This window comes from Lutibacter sp., from assembly GCF_041562875.1.
Taxonomy (GTDB): Bacteria; Bacteroidota; Bacteroidia; order Flavobacteriales; family Flavobacteriaceae; genus Lutibacter.
Genome location: NZ_JBFFOE010000014.1, coordinates 17753 through 43096, shown reverse-complemented (window position 1 = coordinate 43096; position 25344 = coordinate 17753). Strand labels below are relative to the sequence as shown.

General features: G+C 29.6%; 25 protein-coding genes. 6 read left to right on the top strand and 19 right to left on the bottom strand.

Going from position 1 to position 25344, the window contains the following annotated elements; all coding sequences use genetic code 11:
- On the bottom strand, positions 1–990 hold a 990-nt coding region (locus tag ABY863_RS03665), incomplete at its 3' end, for a helix-turn-helix domain-containing protein (RefSeq protein WP_372792910.1).
- Positions 991–1111: 121 nt separating this feature from the next.
- Between ABY863_RS03665 and aceB the strand changes: the two genes are divergently transcribed.
- The 4 genes from aceB to ettA all read left to right on the top strand — a co-directional run bounded on the left by aceB (position 1112) and on the right by ettA (position 6499).
- A complete protein-coding gene (gene aceB, locus ABY863_RS03660; protein ID WP_372792909.1) occupies positions 1112–2710 on the top strand; it encodes a malate synthase A in 1599 nt (532 codons plus the stop codon).
- A gap of 75 nt (positions 2711–2785) precedes the next feature.
- Entirely contained in the window at positions 2786–4417 is a 1632-nt protein-coding gene (locus tag ABY863_RS03655; RefSeq protein ID WP_372792908.1) for an isocitrate lyase, read from the top strand.
- 167 nt (positions 4418–4584) lie between these two features.
- Positions 4585–4761, top strand: a complete 177-nt coding sequence (locus tag ABY863_RS03650) for a CAL67264 family membrane protein (RefSeq protein WP_372792907.1) — start codon at positions 4585–4587, stop codon at positions 4759–4761.
- A 46-nt stretch (positions 4762–4807) separates the two neighbouring features.
- Positions 4808–6499 carry an energy-dependent translational throttle protein EttA gene (ettA, locus tag ABY863_RS03645; RefSeq protein ID WP_372792906.1) on the top strand — a complete coding sequence of 564 codons (1692 nt, stop codon included), beginning with the start codon at positions 4808–4810 and terminating at the stop codon, positions 6497–6499.
- A 48-nt stretch (positions 6500–6547) separates the two neighbouring features.
- Here the strand turns inward: ettA and ABY863_RS03640 are convergent, their stop codons facing one another.
- The 12 genes from ABY863_RS03640 to ABY863_RS03585 all read right to left on the bottom strand — a co-directional run bounded on the left by ABY863_RS03640 (position 6548) and on the right by ABY863_RS03585 (position 15831).
- The gene (locus tag ABY863_RS03640; RefSeq protein ID WP_372792905.1) at positions 6548–6949 is read right to left on the bottom strand and encodes a hypothetical protein; all 402 of its coding nucleotides are present in this window, start codon (positions 6947–6949) and stop codon (positions 6548–6550) included.
- Between the two features lie 32 nt (positions 6950–6981).
- Positions 6982–7596, bottom strand: coding sequence for a YiiX/YebB-like N1pC/P60 family cysteine hydrolase (locus ABY863_RS03635; protein WP_372792904.1), 615 nt, complete (start codon positions 7594–7596; stop codon positions 6982–6984).
- Between the two features lie 19 nt (positions 7597–7615).
- Positions 7616–7777: a hypothetical protein gene (locus ABY863_RS03630; RefSeq protein WP_372792903.1), complete on the bottom strand. Its 162-nt coding sequence runs from the start codon at positions 7775–7777 to the stop codon at positions 7616–7618.
- Positions 7778–8134: 357 nt separating this feature from the next.
- Positions 8135–8452 carry a DUF6122 family protein gene (locus ABY863_RS03625; protein WP_372792902.1) on the bottom strand — a complete coding sequence of 106 codons (318 nt, stop codon included), beginning with the start codon at positions 8450–8452 and terminating at the stop codon, positions 8135–8137.
- Positions 8453–8454: 2 nt separating this feature from the next.
- The gene (locus tag ABY863_RS03620; RefSeq protein WP_372792901.1) at positions 8455–9069 is read right to left on the bottom strand and encodes a WbqC family protein; all 615 of its coding nucleotides are present in this window, start codon (positions 9067–9069) and stop codon (positions 8455–8457) included.
- A gap of 28 nt (positions 9070–9097) precedes the next feature.
- On the bottom strand, positions 9098–10639 hold the full coding sequence (lepB, locus tag ABY863_RS03615; protein ID WP_372792900.1) for a signal peptidase I: 1542 nt from the start codon (positions 10637–10639) through the stop codon (positions 9098–9100).
- Between the two features lie 17 nt (positions 10640–10656).
- Positions 10657–11361 carry a 4-hydroxy-tetrahydrodipicolinate reductase gene (gene dapB, locus ABY863_RS03610; RefSeq protein ID WP_372792899.1) on the bottom strand — a complete coding sequence of 235 codons (705 nt, stop codon included), beginning with the start codon at positions 11359–11361 and terminating at the stop codon, positions 10657–10659.
- 1 nt (position 11362) lies between these two features.
- A complete protein-coding gene (locus ABY863_RS03605; protein WP_372792898.1) occupies positions 11363–11938 on the bottom strand; it encodes a DUF5683 domain-containing protein in 576 nt (191 codons plus the stop codon).
- Positions 11938–12837: a ParB/RepB/Spo0J family partition protein gene (locus ABY863_RS03600; protein ID WP_372792897.1), complete on the bottom strand. Its 900-nt coding sequence runs from the start codon at positions 12835–12837 to the stop codon at positions 11938–11940. Before ABY863_RS03600 ends, ABY863_RS03605 begins: the two co-directional genes overlap by 1 nt.
- A complete protein-coding gene (locus ABY863_RS03595) occupies positions 12830–13603 on the bottom strand; it encodes a ParA family protein (RefSeq protein ID WP_372792896.1) in 774 nt (257 codons plus the stop codon). The genes ABY863_RS03600 and ABY863_RS03595 overlap by 8 nt, the downstream gene beginning before the upstream one ends.
- Positions 13604–13724: 121 nt before the next feature.
- Positions 13725–15182 (bottom strand): aminoacyl-histidine dipeptidase, encoded by a 1458-nt coding sequence (locus ABY863_RS03590; protein ID WP_372792895.1) that lies wholly within the window; start codon positions 15180–15182, stop codon positions 13725–13727.
- Between the two features lie 16 nt (positions 15183–15198).
- Positions 15199–15831, bottom strand: coding sequence for an NAD(P)H-dependent oxidoreductase (locus ABY863_RS03585; RefSeq protein ID WP_372792894.1), 633 nt, complete (start codon positions 15829–15831; stop codon positions 15199–15201).
- A gap of 115 nt (positions 15832–15946) precedes the next feature.
- On the opposite strand from ABY863_RS03585, the gene ABY863_RS03580 reads away from it, so the two are divergent.
- Positions 15947–17218 carry a DUF2851 family protein gene (locus tag ABY863_RS03580; protein WP_372792893.1) on the top strand — a complete coding sequence of 424 codons (1272 nt, stop codon included), beginning with the start codon at positions 15947–15949 and terminating at the stop codon, positions 17216–17218.
- Here ABY863_RS03580 and ABY863_RS03575 read toward each other — a convergent pair.
- From ABY863_RS03575 to ABY863_RS03550, 6 genes are all read right to left on the bottom strand, one after another.
- Positions 17215–17976 (bottom strand): MBL fold metallo-hydrolase, encoded by a 762-nt coding sequence (locus tag ABY863_RS03575; RefSeq protein WP_372792892.1) that lies wholly within the window; start codon positions 17974–17976, stop codon positions 17215–17217. The genes ABY863_RS03580 and ABY863_RS03575 overlap by 4 nt on opposite strands.
- A gap of 44 nt (positions 17977–18020) precedes the next feature.
- A complete protein-coding gene (locus ABY863_RS03570) occupies positions 18021–18437 on the bottom strand; it encodes a hypothetical protein (protein ID WP_372792891.1) in 417 nt (138 codons plus the stop codon).
- 163 nt (positions 18438–18600) lie between these two features.
- On the bottom strand, positions 18601–20394 hold the full coding sequence (locus tag ABY863_RS03565; RefSeq protein WP_372792890.1) for an acyl-CoA dehydrogenase family protein: 1794 nt from the start codon (positions 20392–20394) through the stop codon (positions 18601–18603).
- A gap of 22 nt (positions 20395–20416) precedes the next feature.
- Positions 20417–21601 (bottom strand): acetyl-CoA C-acyltransferase, encoded by a 1185-nt coding sequence (locus ABY863_RS03560; protein ID WP_372792889.1) that lies wholly within the window; start codon positions 21599–21601, stop codon positions 20417–20419.
- Positions 21602–21605: 4 nt separating this feature from the next.
- Positions 21606–24005, bottom strand: coding sequence for a 3-hydroxyacyl-CoA dehydrogenase/enoyl-CoA hydratase family protein (locus ABY863_RS03555; RefSeq protein WP_372792888.1), 2400 nt, complete (start codon positions 24003–24005; stop codon positions 21606–21608).
- An 18-nt stretch (positions 24006–24023) separates the two neighbouring features.
- The gene (locus ABY863_RS03550; protein WP_372792887.1) at positions 24024–24476 is read right to left on the bottom strand and encodes a MarR family winged helix-turn-helix transcriptional regulator; all 453 of its coding nucleotides are present in this window, start codon (positions 24474–24476) and stop codon (positions 24024–24026) included.
- A gap of 128 nt (positions 24477–24604) precedes the next feature.
- On the opposite strand from ABY863_RS03550, the gene ABY863_RS03545 reads away from it, so the two are divergent.
- Positions 24605–25294: a hypothetical protein gene (locus ABY863_RS03545; RefSeq protein ID WP_372792886.1), complete on the top strand. Its 690-nt coding sequence runs from the start codon at positions 24605–24607 to the stop codon at positions 25292–25294.
- Positions 25295–25344: the final 50 nt, after the last annotated feature.

The following is a 25344-nucleotide window of genomic DNA, read 5'->3' as shown; positions in this document are numbered from 1 at the left end:
ATTTTTAAGATGAAAAGTTTTTGGTAAAATATTAGTTAAGCGTTGATAATAAGTTTCAGGTGAATCTGTAAAACGAGTAATCATTTTATTAAAGGTGTCTCCATCCCAAGTTTCAGTATTAAAAAATGTTTTCAGTTGTTTTTCTAATGCTTTTTTTGGTATTAGTAGTGCTCCAGCAAAATAAGAAGCTATAAAATTATTTAAAACCTGATCAAAAGATTCAAATTTAACCCAAGGAAATGTATATAATCTTTCATTTATTTTTAAGTAATTATAAGCTATTTCTTTAGCTAAAATAAATGCTTTTTGAGATTCATCAATTGTGTTATTTAATAATAACACCTTTGGTTTAGGTATAAAAATGCAACGTAATTCTTTTAGATTAGGATACAAATGAAGTTTATCATCTAAAATTTTATAATTAAATTCTTCTGTTAAAATTTCTTCTAAATCTTTTGAATTTATTTTTTCTTTTAAATTAATGTGATAGGCTTTTGCAAACTGTTCTACACTAAGTTCAATATCTTCAAAATAATTATTATGTGCTTCTTGGTAAGAGCGTAAAGCAGCTAAGAAGAAACTTTCACGAGAAAGGTTGTAGTTTTGTGCAATTTCAATTAGAGTACTTAAAAATGCACTTACCTTTGCTGGTGCATTTGAAATAATATCAATTAAATCAGCTTCTTGTATTCCAAATAAATCTAAAGGGATTTCTTTTAAAATTTTGGATTGTAATATTTCACCTAATGGTGCTAAGTTTTTATCTAATTTTAAGGAAACCATATTATCATAAGGAATATCTAATACTTGTGATAAAAGTGCAATTTTATCTGTTTTAGGATATTTTTTTCCTTTCTCAATCTCGTTAAGGTATGATTTTGAGATGTTTGTAAGTTTTGAAAGTCCAAATAATGACAAGCTTTTCTCTGTTCTAATTTGCTTTAGCTTCAATCCAAAGATCAATTTTATGTATTCTTCTTCGATATTCATAAAACAAAGGTATGTTTTTTAGCGAAATAATAAAAATTAGCATTATTTGTTTATTTAGCGAACGTTCGCTTGTTTTATAAAAAACTTTAATTTATGTTTGTCCTCATAAAAATAAGCCAATATGAAAAAATTTAACGAAACAACAATTCACCCAGTACATTTTTCAGAAGATGTTAAAAATTCTTATAATGATATTTTGACCAATGAAGCTATGGATTTTTTAGTGCAATTACACGAAAAATTTAACAGCGAGCGTTTGGAATTATTGGAAAGAAGAGTAATGCAACAAAATTATTTTGATAAAGGAAATTTTCCTGAGTTTCCAAGAGAAACATCTTCTATAAGAGATGAAAATTGGATTGCTGATCCATTACCAAAAGATTTGTTAGATAGAAGAGTAGAAATTACTGGACCAGTTGAACGAAAAATGATTATTAATGCATTAAACTCAGGAGCTAAAGTTTTTATGGCTGATTTTGAAGATAGCAATTCTCCTTCTTGGGAGAATTGTATGGAAGGTCAGCAAAACTTGATGGATGCTGTAAATAAAACTATTTCATTTACAAATGAAAATGGTAAGGAATACAAGCTAAATACAAATGTTGCCACACTTTTAGTTAGGCCAAGAGGTTTACATTTGAATGAAAAAAATGTACGAATTAATGGAGAAGAAATATCAGGCTCTTTAGTTGATTTTGGATTGTATTTTTTTCATAATGAAGAGCAGTTATTAAAAAATGGATCTGGACCATATTTTTACTTACCAAAACTTGAACATTATTTTGAAGCGCGCTGGTGGAATGAAGTTTTTGTTTTTGCTCAAAATTATATGGGAATTAAACAATCAACTATAAAAGCTACAGTTTTAATTGAAACAATAACTGCGAGTTTTCAAATAGATGAAATTATTTATGAATTAAAAAACCATATGGCAGGATTAAATTGTGGCCGTTGGGATTATATTTTTTCATACATCAAAAAGTTTAGAAACCATAAAGGTTTTGTTGTGCCAGATAGAGATCAAGTAACCATGGCATCACCATTTATGGAGGCTTATTCTTTGCGTGTAATACAACGATGTCACAAGCGAAATGTTCATGCAATTGGCGGAATGGCTGCACAAATTCCTGTAAAAAACAATGAAGAGGAAAATAGAATTGCCTATGAAAAAGTAAGAGCAGATAAAGAGCGTGAAGCTAAAAATGGACATGATGGTACTTGGGTTGCACATCCAGGATTGGTTGCTGTTGCTTTAGAAGTATTTGATAATTATATGCCTGAAAAGAATCAGATTTCAAATAAACGAGAAGATTTGAACATTACAGAAGAAATGCTGGTTGAGCAACCTAAAGGTACTATTACAGAAAAAGGAATTCGTAAAAATATTAATGTTGGGATTTTATATATGGAATCGTGGCTTTCAGGTAACGGAGCTGCGGCCTTATATAATTTAATGGAAGACGCTGCAACAGCAGAAATTTCAAGAACGCAATTGTGGCAGTGGCTACATAATAATTCAATACTTGAAGATGACAGAATTTTTACTGTTGAACTGTATATTGAATTGCTGGAGTCTGAAATTCAAATAATTAAAGAATTGGTTGGAGAAGAGGCCTTCAAAAACGGAAAATTTAACTTGGCCATCGAATTGTTTGATTCACTGGTTATTTCAGAAAAATTTGAAGAATTTTTAACCTTAAAAGCTTACAATTACCTATAAAAAAACCACCCAAAACCGCGAAATTAAAGGGTGATTCATATAAATAACTATAAAAATTAAATACAAGACAAAATTATGAAAAATTTAGCACAAAGTAATTATAGTTCTGCTTTACAAACTGTAAGAGATCTTAAAGCAAAGTATGGAAATACTTGGAACGCAATAAATCCTGAAACTGCAGCTAGAATGGTTGCTCAAAATCGGTTTAAAACAGGTTTAGATATCGCTAAATATACTGCTGCCATTATGAGAAAAGATATGGAAGAATATGATGCAGATGTTTCAAATTACACGCAATCATTAGGTTGTTGGCATGGTTTTGTTGCGCAACAAAATATGATCGCTGTTAAAAAGCATCATAAAACAACAAGTAAAAGATATTTATATCTATCTGGTTGGATGGTAGCTGCATTACGCTCAGAATTTGGACCATTGCCAGATCAATCTATGCACGAAAAAACAGCCGTTCCTTTATTAATTAAAGAAATTTATGATTTCTTACGACAAGCAGATGCAATTGAGTTAAATGATTTGTTCAGAAGACTTGAAAAAGGGGAAGATGTACAAGATCAAATCGATAATTTTGAAACACATATAGTTCCTATTATTGCTGATATTGATGCAGGTTTTGGGAATGAAGAAGCTACTTATTTGTTAACGAAGAAAATGATTGAAGCCGGCGCTTGTGCTATTCAAATTGAAAATCAAGTTTCTGATGCTAAACAATGTGGTCATCAAGATGGAAAGGTTACTGTGCCTCATGAAGATTTTATTGCCAAACTGAATGCTATTAGGTATGCGTTTATAGAATTAGGAGTAGATGACGGAATTATTGTTGCAAGAACAGATTCTGAGGGTGCTGGTTTAACGCAAAAATTGCCAGTTAGTAATGAGCCAAGAGATTTAGCTTCTCAATATTTAGCTTTTGTAGAAGCGGAAGAAATTGACATAAATGAAGCTAAAGAAGATGATGTATTTCTTAAAAGAGATGGTAAATTAGTGCGTCCAGTAAGATTACCAAATGGGTTGTATAAATTTAAAGATGGATCTAATATAGATAGAGTTGTGTTAGATTGTATTACGAGTCTTCAAAATGGAGCAGATTTACTATGGATTGAAACTCCAACACCAAATGTGAAGCAAATCGCTATTATGGTAAACAGAATTAAAGAAGTTGTGCCAAATGCTAAATTGGTTTATAATAACTCGCCATCTTTTAATTGGACATTAAATTTCCGTAATCAGGTATATGAAGAAATGCTTTCTGAAGGTGAAAATATGACAGACTATGATAGAAATAATTTAATGGATGCACAATATGATGATTCGCAATTGTGCTATCGTGCTGATGTGAAAATTAGAACGTTTCAAATAGATGGTGCAAGAGATGCAGGTATTTTCCATCACTTAATTACGTTACCAACTTATCATACAACAGCACTTCATATGAATGATTTAACTGAAGGTTATTTTGGCGAAGAAGGCATGTTGGCTTATGTAAAAGATGTTCAGAGACAGGAAATTCGTAAAGGTGTTTCTTGTGTAAAACATCAAAGAATGGCAGGGTCAAATCTAGGTGATGACCATAAAACATTTTTTGCAGGAGACAAAGCCTTAAAAGCAGGAGGCGAAAATAACACATCCAATCAATTTGAAGTTATTTCTAAAAACAATAAAGTTGAAGAAAAATTAGGTAGGGTTGTATAAAAAAATTAAACAAAAAAAACTGAAACAGCTCATTTTTAAGACACTAATTTTTAGTTTTTAATATAAACGCTCTCTTTTTAAGAGAGCGTTTTTTATGGATTTCATTTTAAATTTACGATATTTGCAGACTATAAATTTTTAGATAATTAATATTAAAGCAAATTAAGATGAATAAAAATACAGTATTGGCTTGGGCTACAGCAATTATGATAATTGTTGGGCTATCGCTTATAGCTCTAGGAGCATTTAGATATGATGATGTTGCTGGATGGGGGTTTGCAGCTGTTGGGATTGGTTTTTTTGCAATTGCGTGGGTATTTAATGCTTTAAAAGGAAGAGTTTAAAACTTTTTACATTACAAATAACAATTAACATTTATTAAAATAAACTATGGCTGACGATAAGAAAGTTATTTTTTCAATGTCTGGTGTAAGTAAAACATACCAAGACGCAAATAAACAGGTTTTAAAAAATATTTATTTAAGTTTTTTTTATGGAGCTAAAATTGGAATTTTAGGTTTAAATGGTTCTGGAAAATCAACCTTACTTAAAATTATTGCAGGCTTAGAGAAAAACTATCAGGGAGATGTGGTTTTTGCACCTGGTTATTCTGTTGGGTTTTTATCGCAGGAACCTCAATTAGATGAAACTAAAACTGTTTTAGATATTGTAAAAGAAGGTGTTGCTGAAACAGTAGCCATTTTAGATGAGTACAATAAAATAAACGATATGTTTGGCTTGGAAGAAGTATATTCTGATGCTGATAAAATGGATAAACTAATGGCCCAACAAGCCGTTCTTCAAGATAAAATTGATGCAGCGAACGCTTGGGAATTAGATACTAAATTGGAGATTGCTATGGATGCATTAAGAACTCCTGAAGGTGATACACCAATTAAAAATCTTTCTGGTGGAGAACGTAGAAGAGTAGCATTATGTAGATTGTTATTACAAGAACCAGATGTTTTATTATTAGATGAGCCAACAAACCATTTAGATGCGGAGTCTGTACATTGGTTGGAACATCATTTACAACAATATAGTGGAACTGTAATTGCAGTAACACATGATAGATACTTTTTAGACAATGTTGCTGGGTGGATTTTAGAACTAGATAGAGGTGAAGGTATTCCTTGGAAAGGAAATTATTCATCTTGGTTAGATCAAAAATCAAAACGATTAGCACAAGAATCTAAAACAGCTTCTAAGCGTCAAAAAACATTAGAACGAGAGTTGGAATGGGTGAGAATGGCTCCAAAAGGTCGTCATGCAAAATCAAAAGCACGTTTGGCTAACTATGATAAATTAATGAGTCAGGATCAAAATCAATTGGATGAAAAATTAGAGATTTATATTCCAAATGGTCCACGATTGGGAACTAAAGTTATTGAAGCTAAAGGAGTTTCAAAAGCATTTGGAGATAAAATTTTATATGAAGATTTAAATTTTAATCTACCACAGGCAGGAATTGTTGGTATTATTGGTCCAAACGGTGCTGGTAAAACCACAATTTTCAAAATGATAATGGGTGAGTTAGAGCCAGATAAAGGAGAATTTATTGTTGGAGATACTGCAAAAATAGCTTATGTAGATCAAAGTCATTCAAATATTGATCCAGAAAAAACTATTTGGCAAAATTTTGCCAACGAACAAGAATTGGTTTTAATGGGGGGAAAGCAAGTGAACTCTAGAGCTTATTTAAGTAGATTTAACTTCTCTGGAAGTGAGCAAAATAAAAAAGTAAGTACACTTTCTGGGGGTGAAAGAAACCGTTTGCATTTAGCAATGACGTTGCGTGAAGAGGGAAACGTTTTATTATTAGATGAGCCAACAAATGACTTGGATGTAAATACTTTACGTGCACTGGAAGAAGGTTTGGAAAACTTTGCGGGTTGTGCAGTAGTAATTAGTCACGATAGATGGTTTTTGGACAGAGTTTGTACACATATTTTAGCTTTTGAAGGTAATTCTGAAGTGTATTTCTTTGAGGGGTCATTCTCTGATTATGAAGAAAATAAAAAAGCAAGGCTTGGTGGTGATTTAATGCCAAAACGTATTAAATATAAAAAATTGATTAGATAAACTATTTAAAAAAATCCCAGAATATATTCTGGGATTTTTTTATTCACACTATACTTTAATAAACCATTTTCCATCTATATTTAGAAGATCAGCATTTTCATTATCTGTGTCCCCATTATTAAAATGAATAATGAATTTTACTTTTGCAGATTTTCCATCTTCAGCTATTATTTCTTCTGTTATTTCAACATTTTTAATACCATCTTTTTTCTCATGTTGCTCAAATGCCATTGCAACTAAACCTTCCATTTTTTTTACTTCTGCTTCTGTGAATACTTCACCTTTTTTACCAACGTATAATTTTGCAGCTTTTTCAAATTGTTTGTTATTCATGAAATTATAAGCTTTTACAATGGCATCACCAGGTGCTGAAATTCCACTTGAACAAGAGTTTAAATTAAATGCTATAGCTAATACTAAAAGGATTGCGTAAATTTTTAAATTTTTCATAATTACAGTTTTAAAATTAATATTTATTTAAATTAAATTATTCTAGTAAAAAATGGGGCTTTCGTAAATTCGGATGGAAAAATAATGAAGTGTTTCCCAATTATATAGTTTAATTCTTTTGACTTTACTTTTATAGTAGCGCCACAAGTATTAAATGCTTTTAAAACAAGTTCAGTGCAATACAATTTTGTGTTTGTGGTGAGATCATATTTGGTGTCAAATTTATATTTGTTTATATAATAGCTGTTAGCGGTCTTTACAACTTTATCTAAATAAACTTCATTGAAATTACTTCTATAGATGGCAAATTTGGAAGTGCTTTTTGAATTTATAAAGGTGAATAATACTTCTTTTTTAATTAAGTTTGTTTTGCTTGGAACTGCATGAATTACATAAGGTATGCCGTTTTCTATTGAAATAATACCAATATGTGTAAATTCAGAATTAGCATCAGCTAAATAAACAGCAAAACTTTCTGTAGATCGTCCACAACGCAAAATTAAATCGCCGTTGTGAAGATTCTTAAAATTACTAGATAAAGTTGCTTCGTTTTTAAAATTAAATTTCAAATAACTAAATACTACTAAAGTAATTATTGCTGGTAAAACGATAAATAAAATAGTGAAATATTTTTTTAAAACTAGCATTGTGTAAAAAATTAGTTGTTTATCCAATACTATTTGAGCTGCATTTTTTATTTAGAGAAAATAAACTAAAAACAATTGGAATGATTATTTCTAAAAGGGTATCATTTGAATTCTTAGATTTAGCAATAAGTACATTTAAAAATAAGGGAAGTTCAGCTAATATAATTACATTCTTAATCATAACACAGAGTTTTAATCTGGGGGCTGGTTTCTTCTTATGATTAATTTAGAAAGTAGTAATTCTAAATTTAATAAAAAATGTTGTTATTGGCAAGTTTAAAATGCAAAAAATATTTATAATAGTATAAATTCTATAAATATAATATTTTTTAAAATATTAATATTCAGGATTCTAATATTAATGATATTTAAATTTAAACAAAATTATCATTTATATTTTGCCTTTTAAAGTGTTTCTTAAATTTACTTTTTGGAAGACTATTCCTCAAATCATGAAGAGAATATAAACGTTAGTTTTGGAGTTGATTTACTGTAAGAACGTATTAAGTATAAAATAATCAAAGAAGAAATTCTGAGTTTATGTAATCCAAAAACAATCAATATAGTCGGTAAGCATGTGAAATAATAATCCAATAGCAATAATTCTTGTTTTTAAAGGAAAAAGAAATAGAGTATATAATAGAATGGCATAATAGGAGTGAAGTGGATGAAAATTAATGCTACATCGTGTTGCATCAAAAAGTGGTGTTGCAATTAAGTGATCTAAATCTACTAACATAGTTAAGATAAACAAAAGCCATACTTTTTTCCAATTGTTTTTAAAAAATAAATAGGCAATAACAGCAGGAACTAAAAAGTGCATTCCATAATGTGTTACGAATCTAATACTATCCAAAATTAAAAATTAATTTTTTGACTTTCTAAATAATTTAACGCATTAGGACCTTCCATAAATAGTAAGTCTAAAATACTTAAATTAGAAATAAAGCCATGATTTGAGTTAAATACTTGAAAATAGTGTTCTAAATTGAATACTTTTTCAGGTTTAGCAATTGCTAAACTGCGAGCATCTAAAAAATCGAATTCTTTATGATATTCTGTAGTTTTTGAAGTTGAGACTTCCAATTGTAAACAATCCATCACAAATTGATGGCACTTTAAATTTAAATCTAATAAATAGGTGCTTCTTTTTTTAAATATTGGTTGTAAATCATCAACGTAAAATTCAAAAAAAGGTGATGAACTGTAGGCTGTTTCTAATGTTTTTAATTGAATTTTATGCCAATCATCCTTATAATCTATTTTTATATCTTTTGTTTTTTGTTTGATGCCTTTACTATGTTGAAAGGGAACAGTTAATGAGTGTTTACCATCAGCTGTGTTAATATAACAGCGATTTCTATAGGTCTGTTTTTGAAAATTATCTTCAACTTCAAATATAATTTCTTTTGAATTTGCAATTGCAACATATTGAATTATTGGCGAAAAATATGTTGGTTGAAGTAAGGTCATTTCATATGATATTTAAAAATGACAAACATTATTCCACATTTTTACGTTTTCTATAAGAGCTATAGCCAAACCAAAGTACAAGGGCTCCTATAAAATAATACAAGTATGAAACAGGTTTTCCACTTCCATGAACCGTTGTAAAAACACGTTCCCATCTGATTTTTTCTCCTAAACCTTGTCCATTAGTATCCCAACTAAACCAAATAAATACGGGTTTACCAACCACATGGTCAAAAGGAACATATCCCCAAAAACGAGCATCTTCAGAATTGTGTCGGTTATCACCCATCATCCAATAATAATTTTGTTTGAAGGTGTAATTAGTTGCTAATTTCCCATTAATAAAAATTTCATCACCATTAATGGTTAAGTCATTATTTTCATAAACCTCAATAATTCGTTTGTAAAAAGGAATAGATTTAGCATTTAATTCAACAGTTTTACCTTCTTCAGGAATATAAATTGGACCATAATTATCTACTGACCAAGGGTATTTGTTATTGTGTGGAAATATTTTATTGTCAAAATTTCCTTTAGGAGTAAGATCTTTTATAACACTAATAACGTATGGATTGTTTTTAAGATTTTGTGCATTTTCATCAGTAAGGTTTACAGTAAAAATACCATTAGTACCACCACCTAATTCTGTAGATCCATATCTTGAGATTAAACTATTTGGATTAAAACCTTCTTTTACAGTTACAGTATTAAAATATTGTGGTTTAGCTCTGTCTGGTAAAACAGTTTGTTTCCCATTAATAAAAATATAGCCATCCTTAATTTCTAATGAATCACCTGGAATACCAACACAACGTTTTACGTAGTTTGACTTTTTATCAATAGGCTTATCTATATGAATATTAGAGTGATCTCTAAAAAAACGAACAGTATCTACTGGCCAATTGAATACAACAATTTCATTTCTTTTAATATCCTGAAAACCTGGAATTCTGAAATATGGAAGTTGAGGAGTTTTTAAATAAGATTTAGCCTTAATTAATGGTAAAGAATCGTGTACCATAGGAGCTGCAACTGTTGTCATTGGAACTCTTGCGCCATAATGAAACTTGCTTACAAATAGAAAATCACCTACTAATAAAGATTTTTCCAAAGAAGATGTAGGTATTGTATAGGGTTGCATAATATAAGTATGAACCAATGTGGCCGCAATAATTGCAAAAACAATTGAGCTTACCCATTCACCTAATTCAGTTCTAGATTTTAAACTTCTATCTTCAATATAATTTACGTTGGTTAAATAATTTATGTAGTAGGTATAAAACCCTAAAGTTAAAACAGCTAAAAATGAATCAATTGTAGAATTTTTACCAAAACTTCTAATAGTTTCAATCCAAACTACTGGGAACATTAATAAATTTATAATAGGGATAAATAATAAAATCACCCACCAAGCAGGTCTGTTTATTATTTTCATTAAAATAATTGCATTGTAAATAGGAATTATTGCTTCCCAAGATTTTCTCCCAGCTTTAATGTAAAGTTTCCAAGTTCCAACAAAGTGAATTACTTGAATTATTAAGAAAAATATAAACCATTGAGTCATTGTCATAATTAGTGATTTTTATATTATTTTAAACCTAAAACGTCTTTCATAGTAAAAACACCTGTTTTTCCAACTAGCCATTCTGCAGCTATTACTGCTCCTAAAGCAAAGCCATCTCTATTATGTGCAGTATGTTTAATATCAATTGTATCTACATTCGATTTGTATTCTATAGAATGAGTTCCAGGAACACCAGCGATACGTTTTGCGACTATAGGTAATTCGTTTTCGTTATTTGTTACATTTAAAGACCAATTATTTTTATTGGTATGTTTTATAATTCCTTCAGCCAGTGTAATAGCTGTTCCACTTGGTTCATCTAATTTTTGAGTATGATGAATTTCTTCCATTGAAATTTGATACTGGCTTAAGTTGCTCATCATTTTTGCTAAATATTCATTTAATTCAAAAAAGATGTTTACACCTAAACTAAAATTTGAAGCGTAAATAAAACCACTTTTTTTCTTATTGCAAAGTTCTATCGCTTCATTAAATTTATCTAACCAGCCAGTTGTTCCACTTACTACAGGAATATTGTTATTAAAGCAGTTTGAAATATTGGTAAAAGCTACTGTTGGAATACTAAAATCAATGGCCACATCGGCTAATGTAATATCATAATTTTTAGTGTTTTCATCAACTATTAATACAATTTCGTGACCTTTTTGTAAAGCAATTTGTTCAATTGTTTTACCCATTTTTCCATAACCTAAAAGTGCTATTTTCATTTTAAAATTTGAAATTAATTTGTGCCCCAACTATGGTTCTGTTATTAGTTGTGTTTTTAATTAATTTAGGATTAATTGTTAAACTATTGTCTACATTATGTTGTAAAAGATGTGCATTTGTACTTGCTTCAATTATTTGTAAAATATACAATCCGGCAGTTACTAATAATGCTAAATCTTTATCCTTTTTATAACCTTTTTGAGCTGAAATTAATGCAGCTTCAGATAAAAATGGTTTACCATCCAAACCATCAAATTCATCAGGCTTGCCATTTGTTCTTAATTTAAAAGCGGTTCTTGCTCTATTATAATTATTGTTATTTAATGTATAAATGTAAACTCCAGACCCTAGGGCTGCATAAACAAATGGAATTTTCCAATATTTTTTATTGTATGCTTGTCCTAAACCTGGTAATACTGCTGAATAGAATGCTGCTTTTGAAGGCGATAGTGGATTGTATTCTGCGGAATTTCCAAATACAGTATCTTTAATTTTTAAAACATTTTCTTGAGAAAAACCTCTAAAAATGGTTAAACCAATAACTAAAAAAAATATGTATAACTGTTTGTTTAACACTATTCTAATAATTTTTTAAGTCTATTAAAATCTTCTTCTGAATGAAAAGGTATTATAATTTTACCTTTATCTTTACCTGCTAATTTTATGTCAATTTTATGCCCAAAATATTCACTAAAAGTTTTTGCACCGTTTGAAATAAATTTAGGAGTTTCAATGGTTTCTGAAGTTTTTTTAGTTGCTATTGAAGGTCCTTCTTTCAAATTTTTAACTAATAATTCAGTTTCACGAACTGATAATTTTTGTTTAATAATCTTCTCATAAATACCTAATTGTTCTTCAGCATTTTCAACGTTTATTAATGCTCTACCATGACCCATTGATAAAAATCCATCTCGCATTCCTGTTTGAATAATTGGGTCTAATTTTAACAATCGTAAATAATTACTAATTGTTGAACGTTTTTTTCCAACGCGTTGACTCATTTCTTCTTGCGTTAAATCAATTTCTTCAATTAATCGTTGATAAGAAAGAGCAACTTCTATTGGATCTAAATCTTTACGTTGTATGTTTTCAACCAATGCCATTTCAAGCATTTCTTGGTCATTAGCAATTCTTATATAGGCAGGTATTGTAGTATTTCCTATTAATTTGGAAGCTCTAAATCTTCTTTCTCCAGAAACTAGTTGAAATTTATTTCCTTCTAATTTTCGAATGGTAATTGGCTGTATAACACCTAATTCTTTTATGGAGCTTGCTAATTCTTGTAGTGCTTCTTCGTTAAAGTAAGTTCTTGGTTGAAATGGATTTACATCAATTAAATCCATTTCTATTTCAATAATAGAACCTACAATTTTTTCTGCATTTTTATCATTTGCAGATGTAATATCTGAACTTGAATCATTTAATAAGGCAGATAATCCTCTTCCTAGTGCTTGTTTTTTAAATGCTTTAGCCATCCTTATTGTTTAATTTTAAAATTTCATTAGCTAAGTTAATATAATTAACAGCACCTTTACTTGTTGCGTCATATGCGATAATACTTTCTCCAAAACTTGGAGCTTCACTTAACCTAACATTTCGTTGAATGATGGTTTTAAAAACCATATTCTGAAAATGCTTTTTAACTTCTTCTACTACTTGGTTTGAAAGGCGTAAACGAGAGTCGTACATTGTAAGTAATAAACCTTCAATATCTAAATTAGTATTGTGTATTTTCTGAACACTTTTAATGGTATTTAATAATTTTCCTAAGCCTTCTAATGCAAAATATTCACATTGGATAGGAATAATTACAGAATCAGCTGCCACAAGTGCATTTAACGTTATTAAGCCAAGTGAAGGAGCACAGTCAATTAAAATATAATCATAATCATTTTTTATTTCTTCAAGTGCTTCTTTTAATTTATATTCTCGTTTCTCTTTATCAACCAATTCAATTTCAATTGCAACTAAATCAATATGCGCTGGAATAATATCTACATTTGGTGAATTTGTAGGTACAATTGCCTCTTTTGCGGTGATAGTATGTTCTAATAATTGATAACTTCCCATTTCTACTTCTTCAACTATAATTCCAAGCCCTGAGGAAGCATTTGCTTGAGGATCAGCATCAATCAATAATACCTTATTTTCTAACACACCTAAAGCGGCGGCGAGGTTAATAGTTGTTGTAGTTTTACCTACACCACCTTTTTGATTTGCAATTGCAATAATTTTACCCATGAAAGAATATAGTGTTAAAATAAGTTGTAAAAATACAATTATTTATGGTTTTAAAAAGGGAATAATGTTAACAAAGAGATAAAAAAAAAAGAGGTTGAATAATCTCAACCTCTTTTTTTTGTTAGTTTTTAGTAGGAATATTTTCTAATATTGAGAGTAAATATTTCCAGAATTTTTGAGCTGATTTAATATTAGCTCTTTCATCGGGTGAATGAGCACCTTGTATTGTTGGTCCAAATGAAATCATATCCATATCAGGATAATTTGTTCCTAAAATACCGCATTCTAAACCAGCATGACAAGCTACAACAGCTGCTTTACTACCAAATAATTTTTCATAAGTTTCAGTTAAAACATTTAATATTTGAGAGTTTACATTAGGTTTCCAACCTGGATATGAACCAGAAAGTGTTACCTGATAACCTGCTAATTCAAAAGCAGATTTTAAGGTGTTTACTAAATCTGATTTTGAAGTTTCTACAGATGATCTTGTTAAACACATAATTGTAATTACTTCATCTTTAACAATTATACGCGCTACATTATTTGAAGTTTCAACTAAATTCTCCATATCATTGCTCATTCTAAAAACACCATTGTGAGTTGCGTAAATAGTATTTAATAGTGTAATTTGGCTAATGGTAGTCATTACTTTTTTTGGAGCAATTGTTTCAGTAACGGTAATAGTTAAATTAGGATCAACTGTTTTAAGTTCCTTTTTAATTTGAGTTATAGTTGTATTTATTAACTTTAAAAAAACATCTTTTCGAGAACTATAAACTGAAATTAAGGCAAAACTTTCTCTTGGAATAGCATTACGTAAACTACCTCCATTTATTTCAGAAATTCTTAGATGTTCTTGAGCTACATATAATAAACGGTTCATTATTTTATTAGCATTTCCAAGCCCTTTATGAATATCCATTCCAGAATGCCCACCATTTAAACCTGTCACAGAAATTGAGAAGCCAATACTATTTATAGGTGTGTTAACTTCATGATACACATTTTTTGCTGTAATATCAATCCCTCCAGCACATCCAATATCAATTTCATCATCTTCCTCAGTATCTAAATTTAGTAATATTTCTCCTTTTAAATAACCAGCTTGTAACCCCATTGCACCAGTCATTCCTGTTTCTTCATCAATGGTAAATAAAGCTTCTACAGCAGGGTGTTTAATATCTTTAGATGCTAAAATGCTCATTATTGCAGCAACTCCTAAGCCATTATCAGCACCAAGAGTTGTACCATCAGCTTTAACCCAGCCATCTACAACTTTCATTTTAATACCTTCCGTATCAAAATCAAAATTAGTATCAGAATTTTTTTGATGAACCATATCCAAATGACCTTGCATAACAATGGTTTTGCGATTTTCCATACCTTTTGAGGCTGGTTTTTTTATAATCACGTTCCCAACAGGATCAATAATAGTTTCAAGGTTTAATTTTTTTCCAAAATCAACCATAAATTGTATTACTTTTTCTTCTTTTTTTGAACCTCTTGGAACTGCATTTAAATCTGCAAAATTATTCCAAAGTGTAGTAGGTTCTAGTGCTCTAATATCTTTACTCATTTCTAAATTATTTTTATTATTGTATTTCTAATACAGTTTCGTTAATAGGTTTTCTAACTTTTTTCATTCCAATCATAACATCATCTTCAGCTCTATAGCCAACAGGTAACATTAGAACAGATTTTAAATTTAGGTTTTTTAAATTTAATAATTCATCAATTTTTTCAGGCACAAAACCTTCCATTGGGCAAGCGTCAATTTTTTCTAAAGCACAAACAGTCATTAAATTTCCTAGAACAATATAGGTTTGATAAATTGCAGATTGCTGTTTTTCTTCTAGAGTTTTAGATTCATACATTCCAATAAGTTGCTTTCTGAAGTTAGAAATTACTTCTTCTTCAACTTCTCTTATGTCTTTTTCCAAATCGAAGTAAGCATTTATATTTTCAGTAGTTGTATCCTTTTCAATACATAAAACTAATAAATGTGATGCGTCAGCAACCATTCTTTGAAAGTAAGAATGTTCTACAAATTTTTCTTGAAGTTCTTTATTTGAAATCACAATCATTTTTATAGGTTGTAAACCAAATGATGTTGGTGTTAAATTGAAAGCTTTTTTAAGAGTTTCAATTTGTTGATTTGATAGTTTTTTTGAAGGATCAAATTTTTTCGTTGCATATCTCCATTCAAGGCTTTTAATTATATTCATTTACATAAATTTTTCCTTACAAAATTAATTCAAAAATACGGAAATAGACTTAAATTAAGGCTTGAATTTTCATAACTAAAAGATAATATTTACTTTTAAGGAGATTAAAAAAGCTATGAAAGAAAATTTACTTCATTTTATATGGAAACTTAAGCTGTTTTCATATAAAAATTTACAAACAACGAACGGCGAAAATATTGAAATAACTTCAGTAGGAATTGAGAACAGTAACACTGGGCCTGATTTTTTAAATGCTAAAATTGTAGTAAACAAGCAACTTTGGGCGGGTAATGTTGAAATTCATATCAATTCATCAGATTGGTATGCTCATTATCATGAAGTAGATGAGAATTATGATGCTGTTATATTACATGTTGTTTGGGAACATGATGTTGAAATTTTTAGAAAATCAAATGAAGCAATTGCTACTTTAGAATTAAAAAATTATATATCGAAGGATTTACTTAATAAACACGAACAGCTTTTTAGTATAACAAAAAATTGGATTAATTGTGAGCAAGATATTAATAAAATAGACACATTTGTTCTCTCGCATTGGTTTGAACGACTTTATTTTGAACGATTAGAACATAAATCTGAACAAATTCAGGAAATATTGACAAAAACTAATAACAGTTGGGAAGCTACTTTGTTTGTTTTGTTAGCAAAGAATTTTGGGTTAAAAATTAATGCAGATGCTTTTATGAGTTTTGCAAACTCCTTTGATTTTTCAATTCTAAGAAAAGTTTCATCTAGTAAGGAGCAACTGGAAGTATTATTCTTTGGTCAGGCAGGTTTGTTATCTAACAATTTTGAATCAGAATATTTTAGAAAATTAAAAGAGGATTATGATTATTTAAAAGTAAAATTTAAATTAAGTCCAATTTCAAATAATCAAGTTCAATTTTTTAGATTGCGTCCAAATAATTTTCCAACAATACGGTTGTCTCAATTAGCTTCATTATGTTATAATTATCAAAATTTATTTTCAAAAATTATTGAGATAAATACTATTGAGGAGTTTTATGATTTGTTAAATGTTTCAACTTCTAAATTTTGGGAAACACATTATACTTTTGAAAAAGAATCTAAAAAATCGACAAAGAAACTCACAAAATCTTTTATTGATTTATTACTAATAAATACAATCATTCCGCTAAAATTCATGTATTTAAAAAGCTTAGGGGAAAATGATTTAAGCTCAGTAATATCAATTGTTGAACAAATTAAACCAGAAAAAAACACGATTATTTCAAATTTTAATGAGTTAAAAATTAAGAGTAACAATGCTTTTAAAACACAGGCATTGCTTCAGCTTAAAAATGAATATTGCAATAAACAATTATGTTTAGAATGTTCAATAGGAAAAGAGTTGTTAAAATCTTAATTGTTTGGATACCATTTTAGTAAACGAACATCAATGGTGTTATTTTTTGAATTTACATTATTTTTAAATTCTTTCACATCACTAAACCCATCTTTCCCTCTGTAATGAAGCGGATACACAATTTTTGGCTGAAATTCTAAAACAGCATTTGCAGCTTGATTTATATCCATCGTATAGGGTAAATTCATACAAATAAAAGCAATATCAATATTTTGAAGCATTCTCATTTCTGGGATATCTTCAGTATCTCCAGAAATGTAAATACGTTTTTCGTCAGCAGTTAAAATATAACCATTCCCTCTACCTTTCGGATGTTTTGAATCTGCTACTTCAGGTAAATTATACATAGCAATGGCATTTATAAAGAAGCCTAATCTATGAATACCTTGTCCGTTGTTTAAAACTATTATTTTCGATTTGTATTTTTCAGGCAATTTTGAAGCAGCATCTTTAGGAACAATAAAAATAGCTTTAGAAGTATCTATTGAGTCTAATGTTATTAAATCTAAATGATCTCCATGAATGTCAGTTATAAGTATAATATCAGGTGATTTTAACCCTAGATATAATTTTTCTCCACCAGTTGGGTCTACATAAATTGTTTTATTATTATAAGTTAATATAAAACTACTGTGTAAAATTGGTTGAATTTTGATTTCTCCGTTTTTAGTTTTATGAACCTCAATTGTTGAATTTTGACACCAACTAAGGTTTGAAATTAGCAATACTATAAATATTGAAATTCTTTTTAATTTCATAAATAACTGATTATTAATAATAATTTAAATAATATTAATTTTGTTTAGATTTTAATTTCTTTATAAAAATCTTTTACCCAAGCAACCATTTGATTTTCGGTTAATAATTTTGAATTAGAAACTCCAATTAATTTATTAGCAAGTTGCATATTGCTTTTAAGTTCTTTTTCAAAAATAGTTTTCATTTTTGAAGGCCCAAATAAAACTACAGAATCACAATTTTCAACTTCTTTTAATAAATTTTTTACGTACTGATTAGTTTGTTCAATTTTACGATTTAATTTATTTTTTTCATAAGTCATAAACTGTCCTCCAAATCTACCGTATTTTTTTGATTCTCCATCAATACGTTCTCTAGTTTCAATATTTGATTCAATTACTTTAACAGAATGGGTGTCATTTAAAAGCTTAATAATTACAGCTTGTTTTGTATCAATCCAAATTCCAATGTTTTTTTTCATAATTGTTAATTTTAAGTTTTAAACAATAGAGGTAGAGGTAAGTGTTAATTATCTACTATAAAATTACAAAAAAAATCATCAAAATTTTAGTGATTAATAAAAAAAACTGTAACAATATTGTTACAGTTTTTTAATGAATACTTAAATAAAATCTAAGTTAAGTTTAGAAACAATATTTGTTTTCAGCAATAACTTTAGAAGCAATTATTTTACGTAGCGCAATTGGGTTTGGGTTATTCACGTATTTAGTAAATCGTTTTAAGCCCATAAGCATCATTCTTTGTTCATCACCTTCCGAAAAGTAAAGGACGGCTTCTTTACCAAAGCTAGTTGTTTTTTCTACAGCATTGTATAAATTTAATTTTGCCATTGCTATTTGAATTTCACCTTCTTTCTCTGAAGTAAGTTTTGCTATTTTTTCAGCTTTTAATAAAGCAGATTCAGCCATATAAATTTCAATCATTATTTCTGCAGCAGCCAATATTAATTGTTGGTGATTATCTAAATTCATTCCATAGGTTTGAACAGCTTTTCCGGCAATCATTAAAAAAGCATTTTTTAATTTAGTAATCATTGCTTTTTCTTCTGATAATAATTCAGAAAAATCAGGTGTGTCAAAAGAAGGAATTCCCATTAAACTATTTCCAACTTCTGTAGCTGGAGTTATTAGGTCAATTTCACCTTTCATTGCTTTTTTAAGCAACATTCCAACAGTTAAAAGCCTATTAATTTCATTGGTTCCTTCATAAATTCTAGTGATACGAGCATCTCTCCAGGCACTTTCCATTGGTGTGTCTTTGGAGAATCCCATTCCTCCAAATATTTGAATACCTTCATCAGATACAAATTGAGAAACTTCAGAGCCAAATACTTTTATAATGGCACATTCAATAGCATATTCACTAAAAGCAGTTAATTCTGCTTCTTGATGAGATTTACCTTCTGCTAATAACTCATCAATCATATTTTGTATGTCTTTAGCTGATCTGTAACAACCAGCATCAAGAGCAAAAGTTTTAGCACTCATTTCAGCATATTTTTTCTGAATAGCACCAAAATTAGAAATTGCTGTTTTAAATTGGATACGTTCATTTCCATAATTAACAGACTCAGTAATAATTCTTCTGCTAGCATCTAAACAAGCTGCACCTAATTTAATACGGCCAACATTTAATGAGTTTAAAGCAATTTTAAAACCTTCACCTCGGCCAGCTAACATATTTTCAACAGGCACTAAAGTATCATTAAAAAATACTTGTCGTGTTGAGGAAGATGTAATTCCAAGTTTGTTTTCTTCTTCACCTAATGTTACACCATTTGGATTGTTTTTATCAAAATCTAAAATAAAAGCTGTGATGTTTTTATCTTTTTCAATACGACCAAAAACAATGAAAATTTCTGCAAAACCTGCATTTGAAATCCACATTTTTTGTCCATTAATTTTATAGTGCTTTCCATCTGCAGTTAATTCGGCAGTTGTTTTACCAGAATTGGCATCGCTACCTGCTCCCGGTTCTGTTAAACAGTATGCACCAAATTTTTCACCAGATGTTAATAATGGTAAATATTTTTGTTTTTGTTCTTCAGTCCCATATAAAAAAATTGGCATAGTTCCAATTCCAGTGTGCGCACCAAAAGCTGTTCCTAATGATCCTGTAGCAGATGAAATATAATCAGTTACTAACATTGTTGATACAAATCCCATTCCAATACCTCCATATACTTCAGGAATTGAAACACCTAAAAATCCCATTTCACCAGCTTTACGCATTACTTCCTCAGTTAATGCATAATCTTTCTTTTCAAATCGTTCTTTATGAGGCCAAACTTCACGGTCAATAAATTCAATAACCGCATCTTTCATCATTTTTTGTTCTTCACTAAACTCTTCTGAAATAAAAATATCTTCAGATTTAATTTCTTTGATTAGGAATTCTCCTCCTTTTATTGTTGCCATTTTAAGTTACTATTTAGATGTTTTATTTTAATAATTCGTAAACTCCTGCTGCGCCTTGCCCTGTTCCAACACACATAGTTACAATACCATATTTGTTTTTACGTCTTCGCATTTCGTTAAATAATTGTACTGAAAGTTTTGCTCCGGTACAACCTAGCGGATGTCCCATTGCAATAGCGCCTCCATTTACATTTACAATGGCTTGGTTGATATCTAATTCTCGCATTACAGCTAATGATTGTGAAGCAAAAGCTTCATTTAGTTCAATTAAATCAATATCATTTAACGTTAAGTTTGCTTGTTTTAAAGCTTTTGGTATTGCCTTTACAGGTCCCATTCCCATGATGCGTGGCTCAATACCAACTGCAGCAAAAGAAACCATTCGAGCTATAGGCTCAATATTCAATTCTTTTACCATTTCTTCACTCATTACTAAAACAAATGCTGCGCCATCACTCATTTGAGATGAATTACCAGCAGTAACACTTCCTCCATTGGCAAAAACAGGTCTTAATTTAGCTAAAGCTTCAACCGACGTTCCTTTTCTTGGTCCTTCATCAGTAGATACTGTATAATTTTTTGTTTGTTTTTTACCATTTTCATCTAAAAATATATTTTCAACAGTAATTGGAACAATATCATCATTGAATTTACCTTGAGCTTGAGCTTCTAGTGCTTTCATATGTGATTTAAAAGAAAACTCATCTTGATCTTCACGAGAAACTTTAAATTGTTTAGCTACTGCTTCAGCTGTTAATCCCATTCCCCAATAATAATCTTCATGCCCTTCTTTAGCCGATTTATAATTTGGAACTGGACGATAACCACCCATTGGAATATAACTCATACTTTCTACACCACCTGCAATTATACAATCTGCCATTCCAGATTGAATTTTAGCAACTGCAATACTTACAGTTTCTAATCCTGATGCACAATATCTATTAACGGTCATTCCAGGAACATCTTCAATTTTTAATCCCATTAATGAAATTAATCGTCCCATATTTAAACCTTGCTCAGCTTCAGGCATGGCATTTCCAACAATTACATCATCAATTCTTTTTTTATCTAATTGTGGAAAATCTTTTAATAAATGTTCAATTGTTTCAGCAGCCAATTCATCAGGTCTTTTAAATCGAAAAACACCTTTTGGAGCTTTACCAACTGCGGTTCTATATCCTTGTACTATATATGCTGTTTTCATGTTTTTAGTTTCTTAAAGGTTTACCTGTTTTTAACATATGTTCAATTCGCTCTAGCGTTTTTCGTTCGCCAAATAAGCTCATAATTGCTTCACGTTCAATGTCTAATAAATATTGTTCAGATACATATGTTGGTTCAGACAAATCTCCACCAGCCATTACATAACCCAATTTGTTTGCTATTTTTTTATCATGCTCAGATGCATAATGTCCTTTTTCTAAACTGTCAGTTCCAACTAAAAACATACCTAAAGCTTGTTGTCCATATACCAATACTTTTTCAGGAGCTGGTTTAGTATAACCATCTTCAAGCATCAAAATTGCGTGGCGCTTTGCAGTTGCAATTTGACGGTCTTTATTAACAACAACAATGTCTTTGTGTTTTTTAAAGAAACCTAAATCGAATGCTTCGTGTGCAGATGTTGCAACATTAGCCATAGCTACATTTATAAAATAATCACGTAGTTTATTAAGTTTAACATCATCTTTCAATAAACCATCAGAAGCTCTTTTTGCCATTTCTTTTGAACCAGCTCCACCAGGAATAATTCCTACTCCAAATTCAACTAAGCCAATATAAGTTTCAGCAGCAGCAATTACTTTATCTGCGTGCATACTCATTTCACAAGCACCACCAAAAGTGTATCCGTGTGGAGCAATAATTGTTGGACATGATGAATAGCGTAAACGCATAACAGTGTCTTGAAAATATTTTACAGACATATTAAGTTCATCATATTCCTGCTCAATAGCCATCATAAATGCCATTGCTAAATTTGCACCAACAGAAAAGTTAGGAGCTTGATTTCCTAAAATTACTGCGTCGTATTCAGTTTCAGCTAAATCTATTCCTTTATTTATGGCTTGTAAAACTTCGCCACCTAATGTGTTCATTTTAGATTGAAATTCTACGTTTAAAACTCCATCACCTAAGTGTTGAATAGAAGCACCTGCATTAGACCAAATTGTTTTTGCTTCTCTAACATTATTTAGAATGATAAAACTGTCTTGTCCAGGAATTTTTTCTTGTTTTTTTGAAGGAATTGAATAATAATATTTTGCTCCTTCTTTTATAGTGTAGAAAGTCTTATTTTCACTTTTAAGCATTTCAGTTACCCAATTAGCAACAGGAATATTTTCGGCTTGCATTAGCTCAATTCCTTTTTCAATACCAATTGAATCCCAAATTTCGAAGGGACCATGCTCCCAACCAAAACCAGCTTTCATAGCATCATCTAAACGATACAACTCATCTGAAATTTCAGGAATTCTGTTTTGAACATAGCCAAACATTGCAGCAAAGTTCTTTCTATAAAATTCACCTGCTTTATCTTTTCCTTTTATAAGCACTCTAAATCTATCAATAACATTATCAATAGTTTTAGTCATTTCAAGTGTTGCAAATTTTGCTTTTTTATTTGGACGGTATTCAAGTGTATCTAAATCTAATGATAAAATATTTTTTTGACCGTTTTCAACAACCATTTTGTAAAAACCTTGCTTAGTTTTACTTCCTAACCAATTGTTTTCCATCATACTATTAATGAACGTTGGTAGTTTAAATAAATCGTGAGCTTCGTCATCAGGACAGTTTTCATATATTCCGTTAGAAACATGTACTAAAGTATCTAAACCAACCACATCAACAGTTCTAAAAGTTGCAGATTTCGGTCTACCAATCACGGGTCCTGTTAATTTATCAACTTCTTCAACCGTTAATCCTAATTCTTTAACTTGATGGAATAAACTCATAATTCCAAAAATCCCTACTCTATTTCCAATAAACGCAGGTGTATCTTTTGCTAAAACCGATGTTTTCCCTAAGAATTTTTCACCATACATCATTAAGAAATCTGTGACTTCTTGTTTACAGTCTGGCCCAGGAACCACTTCAAAAAGTTTTAGGTATCGAACTGGATTAAAAAAGTGTGTTACTGCAAAATGTTGCTTAAAATCATCACTTCTGCCTTCACTCATAAATTTTATAGGAATACCAGAAGTATTTGAAGAAACTAAAGTACCAGGTGTACGATATTTTTCAACTTTTTCAAATACTGATTTTTTAATATCAAGACGCTCAACAACAACTTCAATTACCCAATCAACATCTTTAATTTTAGAAATATCATCATCTAAGTTCCCAGTGGAAATTCTACTGGCAAATTTTTGATTGTAAATAGGTGACGGTTTAGATTTTAATGAAGCCATTAAACTATCATTAACTATTCTGTTTCGTACCACCTTACTTTCTAGTGTTAGTCCTTTTGTTTTTTCTACTGTATTTAATTCACGAGGAACTATATCCAGTAACAAAACTTCTACACCAATGTTTGCGAAATGACAAGCAATACCTGATCCCATAATACCGGAACCAATTACAGCTACTTTTTTTATTGATCTTTTCATTGTTTTGAGTTTATATTTTTATTTAGTCGAATTAATTCCAAAAATCATTTTGTTACTTATTAAATCATTTATTGTTTCAGTAACTTCAAAAAAGTTTTTTATTTTTTCAGCAGAAATATGTTCATTAACAGTTTGGTTAAACTTAATAACATATTGTTTTGATATATTTCTTTTCTCAATACCAAAATCTGTAAGTTTTATAAGAACTCCACGCCCATCTTTAGGGTTTTTTTCTCTATATATAGCTCCTTTTTCCTCCATGCTTTTTAAAATACGGGATAGACTTGTAGGTTCCATTCCCATTAAGGGACCTAAGGAAGTAGATGGCGTTCCTTTTTCTTTATCAATGTTTAACAGCACAAAAGCCATTGCCATGGTACTCTCATGTTTTGCGGCTTGTTCATTATACATTTTTGCTACCATTTGCCATGTTGCTCTTAATGTGTGATCGATGGTTTTTTCCTTTTGCATTCCCAAATATATATAAAAATACTATGCACGCATAATAAATTTTAAAAAATTATGTTGTTCTGTAACTTTTGTTTGTTTATTATCAAAAAAAAGAATAAGTTTAAAACATCAAACAAAATGTAAATATTATGGGAACCAGAGAGCTTATTGGAAAAATTATTATACAAGAGAATATTGATACCGTTGATGAAAATAAAATGCCTAAAACATTTGTTATAAATGTTCCTGATCCTTATAAAAATTATTATGGAAGATTTACAGAGGTAGAGAAACCAAACTCCATAATCTTTGTCACTAAAACACCTAATTCATTTGAAAAAATTTTACGTGTAACAAGTAAAATTAATAAAAAATATAATTTACAACTTCATGGAGCTAAATGTGAGATAACCATAAATGATCGTAAATTAAATGGAGTACGAGTAAAAGGAATAAATAGATATCCTGATATTGCTCAAATTCAACAATATTATTTTGATGAAGGCTATGATTTTGCTAAAAGTGAGAAATTTCATGATGTTGATGCATTAATTAGAATTAATAGATTTTTTAATATTGAAGAATTAGAAAAAGGAATCTATCATTCTAAAGATGAAGATAATACGTATTATGTTGAAGTTCCAAAATATATGACTTGGGAAAATTTTAGAAAAATAACTTTTGAAGTTAAAAATAATATTGCAGATAGAAATTATGATATAGCTAAAGGAATTTTATATGAAAATGATGGCATTACGGAAATATTACGTATTGTAAAACCTAAGGCAACAATTGAATTGTTAAAAACAATTCAGCAAAAATATATTGATAAACTTTAATAATTTTAGTAAAAGTTTAGCCCATTTCTAATAAATTAAAATTATTTTCG

Bases quoted from the DNA above. Each gene is read 5' to 3' on its own strand.
- aceB (WP_372792909.1), top strand. From the start codon at position 1,112: ATGAAAAAATTTAACGAAACAACAATTCACCCAGTACATTTTTCAGAA.
- ABY863_RS03655 (WP_372792908.1), top strand. From the start codon at position 2,786: ATGAAAAATTTAGCACAAAGTAATTATAGTTCTGCTTTACAAACTGTA.
- ABY863_RS03650 (WP_372792907.1), top strand. From the start codon at position 4,585: ATGAATAAAAATACAGTATTGGCTTGGGCTACAGCAATTATGATAATT.
- ettA (WP_372792906.1), top strand. From the start codon at position 4,808: ATGGCTGACGATAAGAAAGTTATTTTTTCAATGTCTGGTGTAAGTAAA.
- ABY863_RS03640 (WP_372792905.1), bottom strand. From the start codon at position 6,949: ATGAAAAATTTAAAAATTTACGCAATCCTTTTAGTATTAGCTATAGCA.
- ABY863_RS03635 (WP_372792904.1), bottom strand. From the start codon at position 7,596: ATGCTAGTTTTAAAAAAATATTTCACTATTTTATTTATCGTTTTACCA.
- ABY863_RS03630 (WP_372792903.1), bottom strand. From the start codon at position 7,777: ATGATTAAGAATGTAATTATATTAGCTGAACTTCCCTTATTTTTAAAT.
- ABY863_RS03620 (WP_372792901.1), bottom strand. From the start codon at position 9,069: ATGACCTTACTTCAACCAACATATTTTTCGCCAATAATTCAATATGTT.
- lepB (WP_372792900.1), bottom strand. From the start codon at position 10,639: ATGACAATGACTCAATGGTTTATATTTTTCTTAATAATTCAAGTAATT.
- dapB (WP_372792899.1), bottom strand. From the start codon at position 11,361: ATGAAAATAGCACTTTTAGGTTATGGAAAAATGGGTAAAACAATTGAA.
- ABY863_RS03600 (WP_372792897.1), bottom strand. From the start codon at position 12,837: ATGGCTAAAGCATTTAAAAAACAAGCACTAGGAAGAGGATTATCTGCC.
- ABY863_RS03595 (WP_372792896.1), bottom strand. From the start codon at position 13,603: ATGGGTAAAATTATTGCAATTGCAAATCAAAAAGGTGGTGTAGGTAAA.
- ABY863_RS03590 (WP_372792895.1), bottom strand. From the start codon at position 15,182: ATGAGTAAAGATATTAGAGCACTAGAACCTACTACACTTTGGAATAAT.
- ABY863_RS03585 (WP_372792894.1), bottom strand. From the start codon at position 15,831: ATGAATATAATTAAAAGCCTTGAATGGAGATATGCAACGAAAAAATTT.
- ABY863_RS03580 (WP_372792893.1), top strand. From the start codon at position 15,947: ATGAAAGAAAATTTACTTCATTTTATATGGAAACTTAAGCTGTTTTCA.
- ABY863_RS03575 (WP_372792892.1), bottom strand. From the start codon at position 17,976: ATGAAATTAAAAAGAATTTCAATATTTATAGTATTGCTAATTTCAAAC.
- ABY863_RS03570 (WP_372792891.1), bottom strand. From the start codon at position 18,437: ATGAAAAAAAACATTGGAATTTGGATTGATACAAAACAAGCTGTAATT.
- ABY863_RS03565 (WP_372792890.1), bottom strand. From the start codon at position 20,394: ATGGCAACAATAAAAGGAGGAGAATTCCTAATCAAAGAAATTAAATCT.
- ABY863_RS03560 (WP_372792889.1), bottom strand. From the start codon at position 21,601: ATGAAAACAGCATATATAGTACAAGGATATAGAACCGCAGTTGGTAAA.
- ABY863_RS03555 (WP_372792888.1), bottom strand. From the start codon at position 24,005: ATGAAAAGATCAATAAAAAAAGTAGCTGTAATTGGTTCCGGTATTATG.
- ABY863_RS03550 (WP_372792887.1), bottom strand. From the start codon at position 24,476: ATGCAAAAGGAAAAAACCATCGATCACACATTAAGAGCAACATGGCAA.
- ABY863_RS03545 (WP_372792886.1), top strand. From the start codon at position 24,605: ATGGGAACCAGAGAGCTTATTGGAAAAATTATTATACAAGAGAATATT.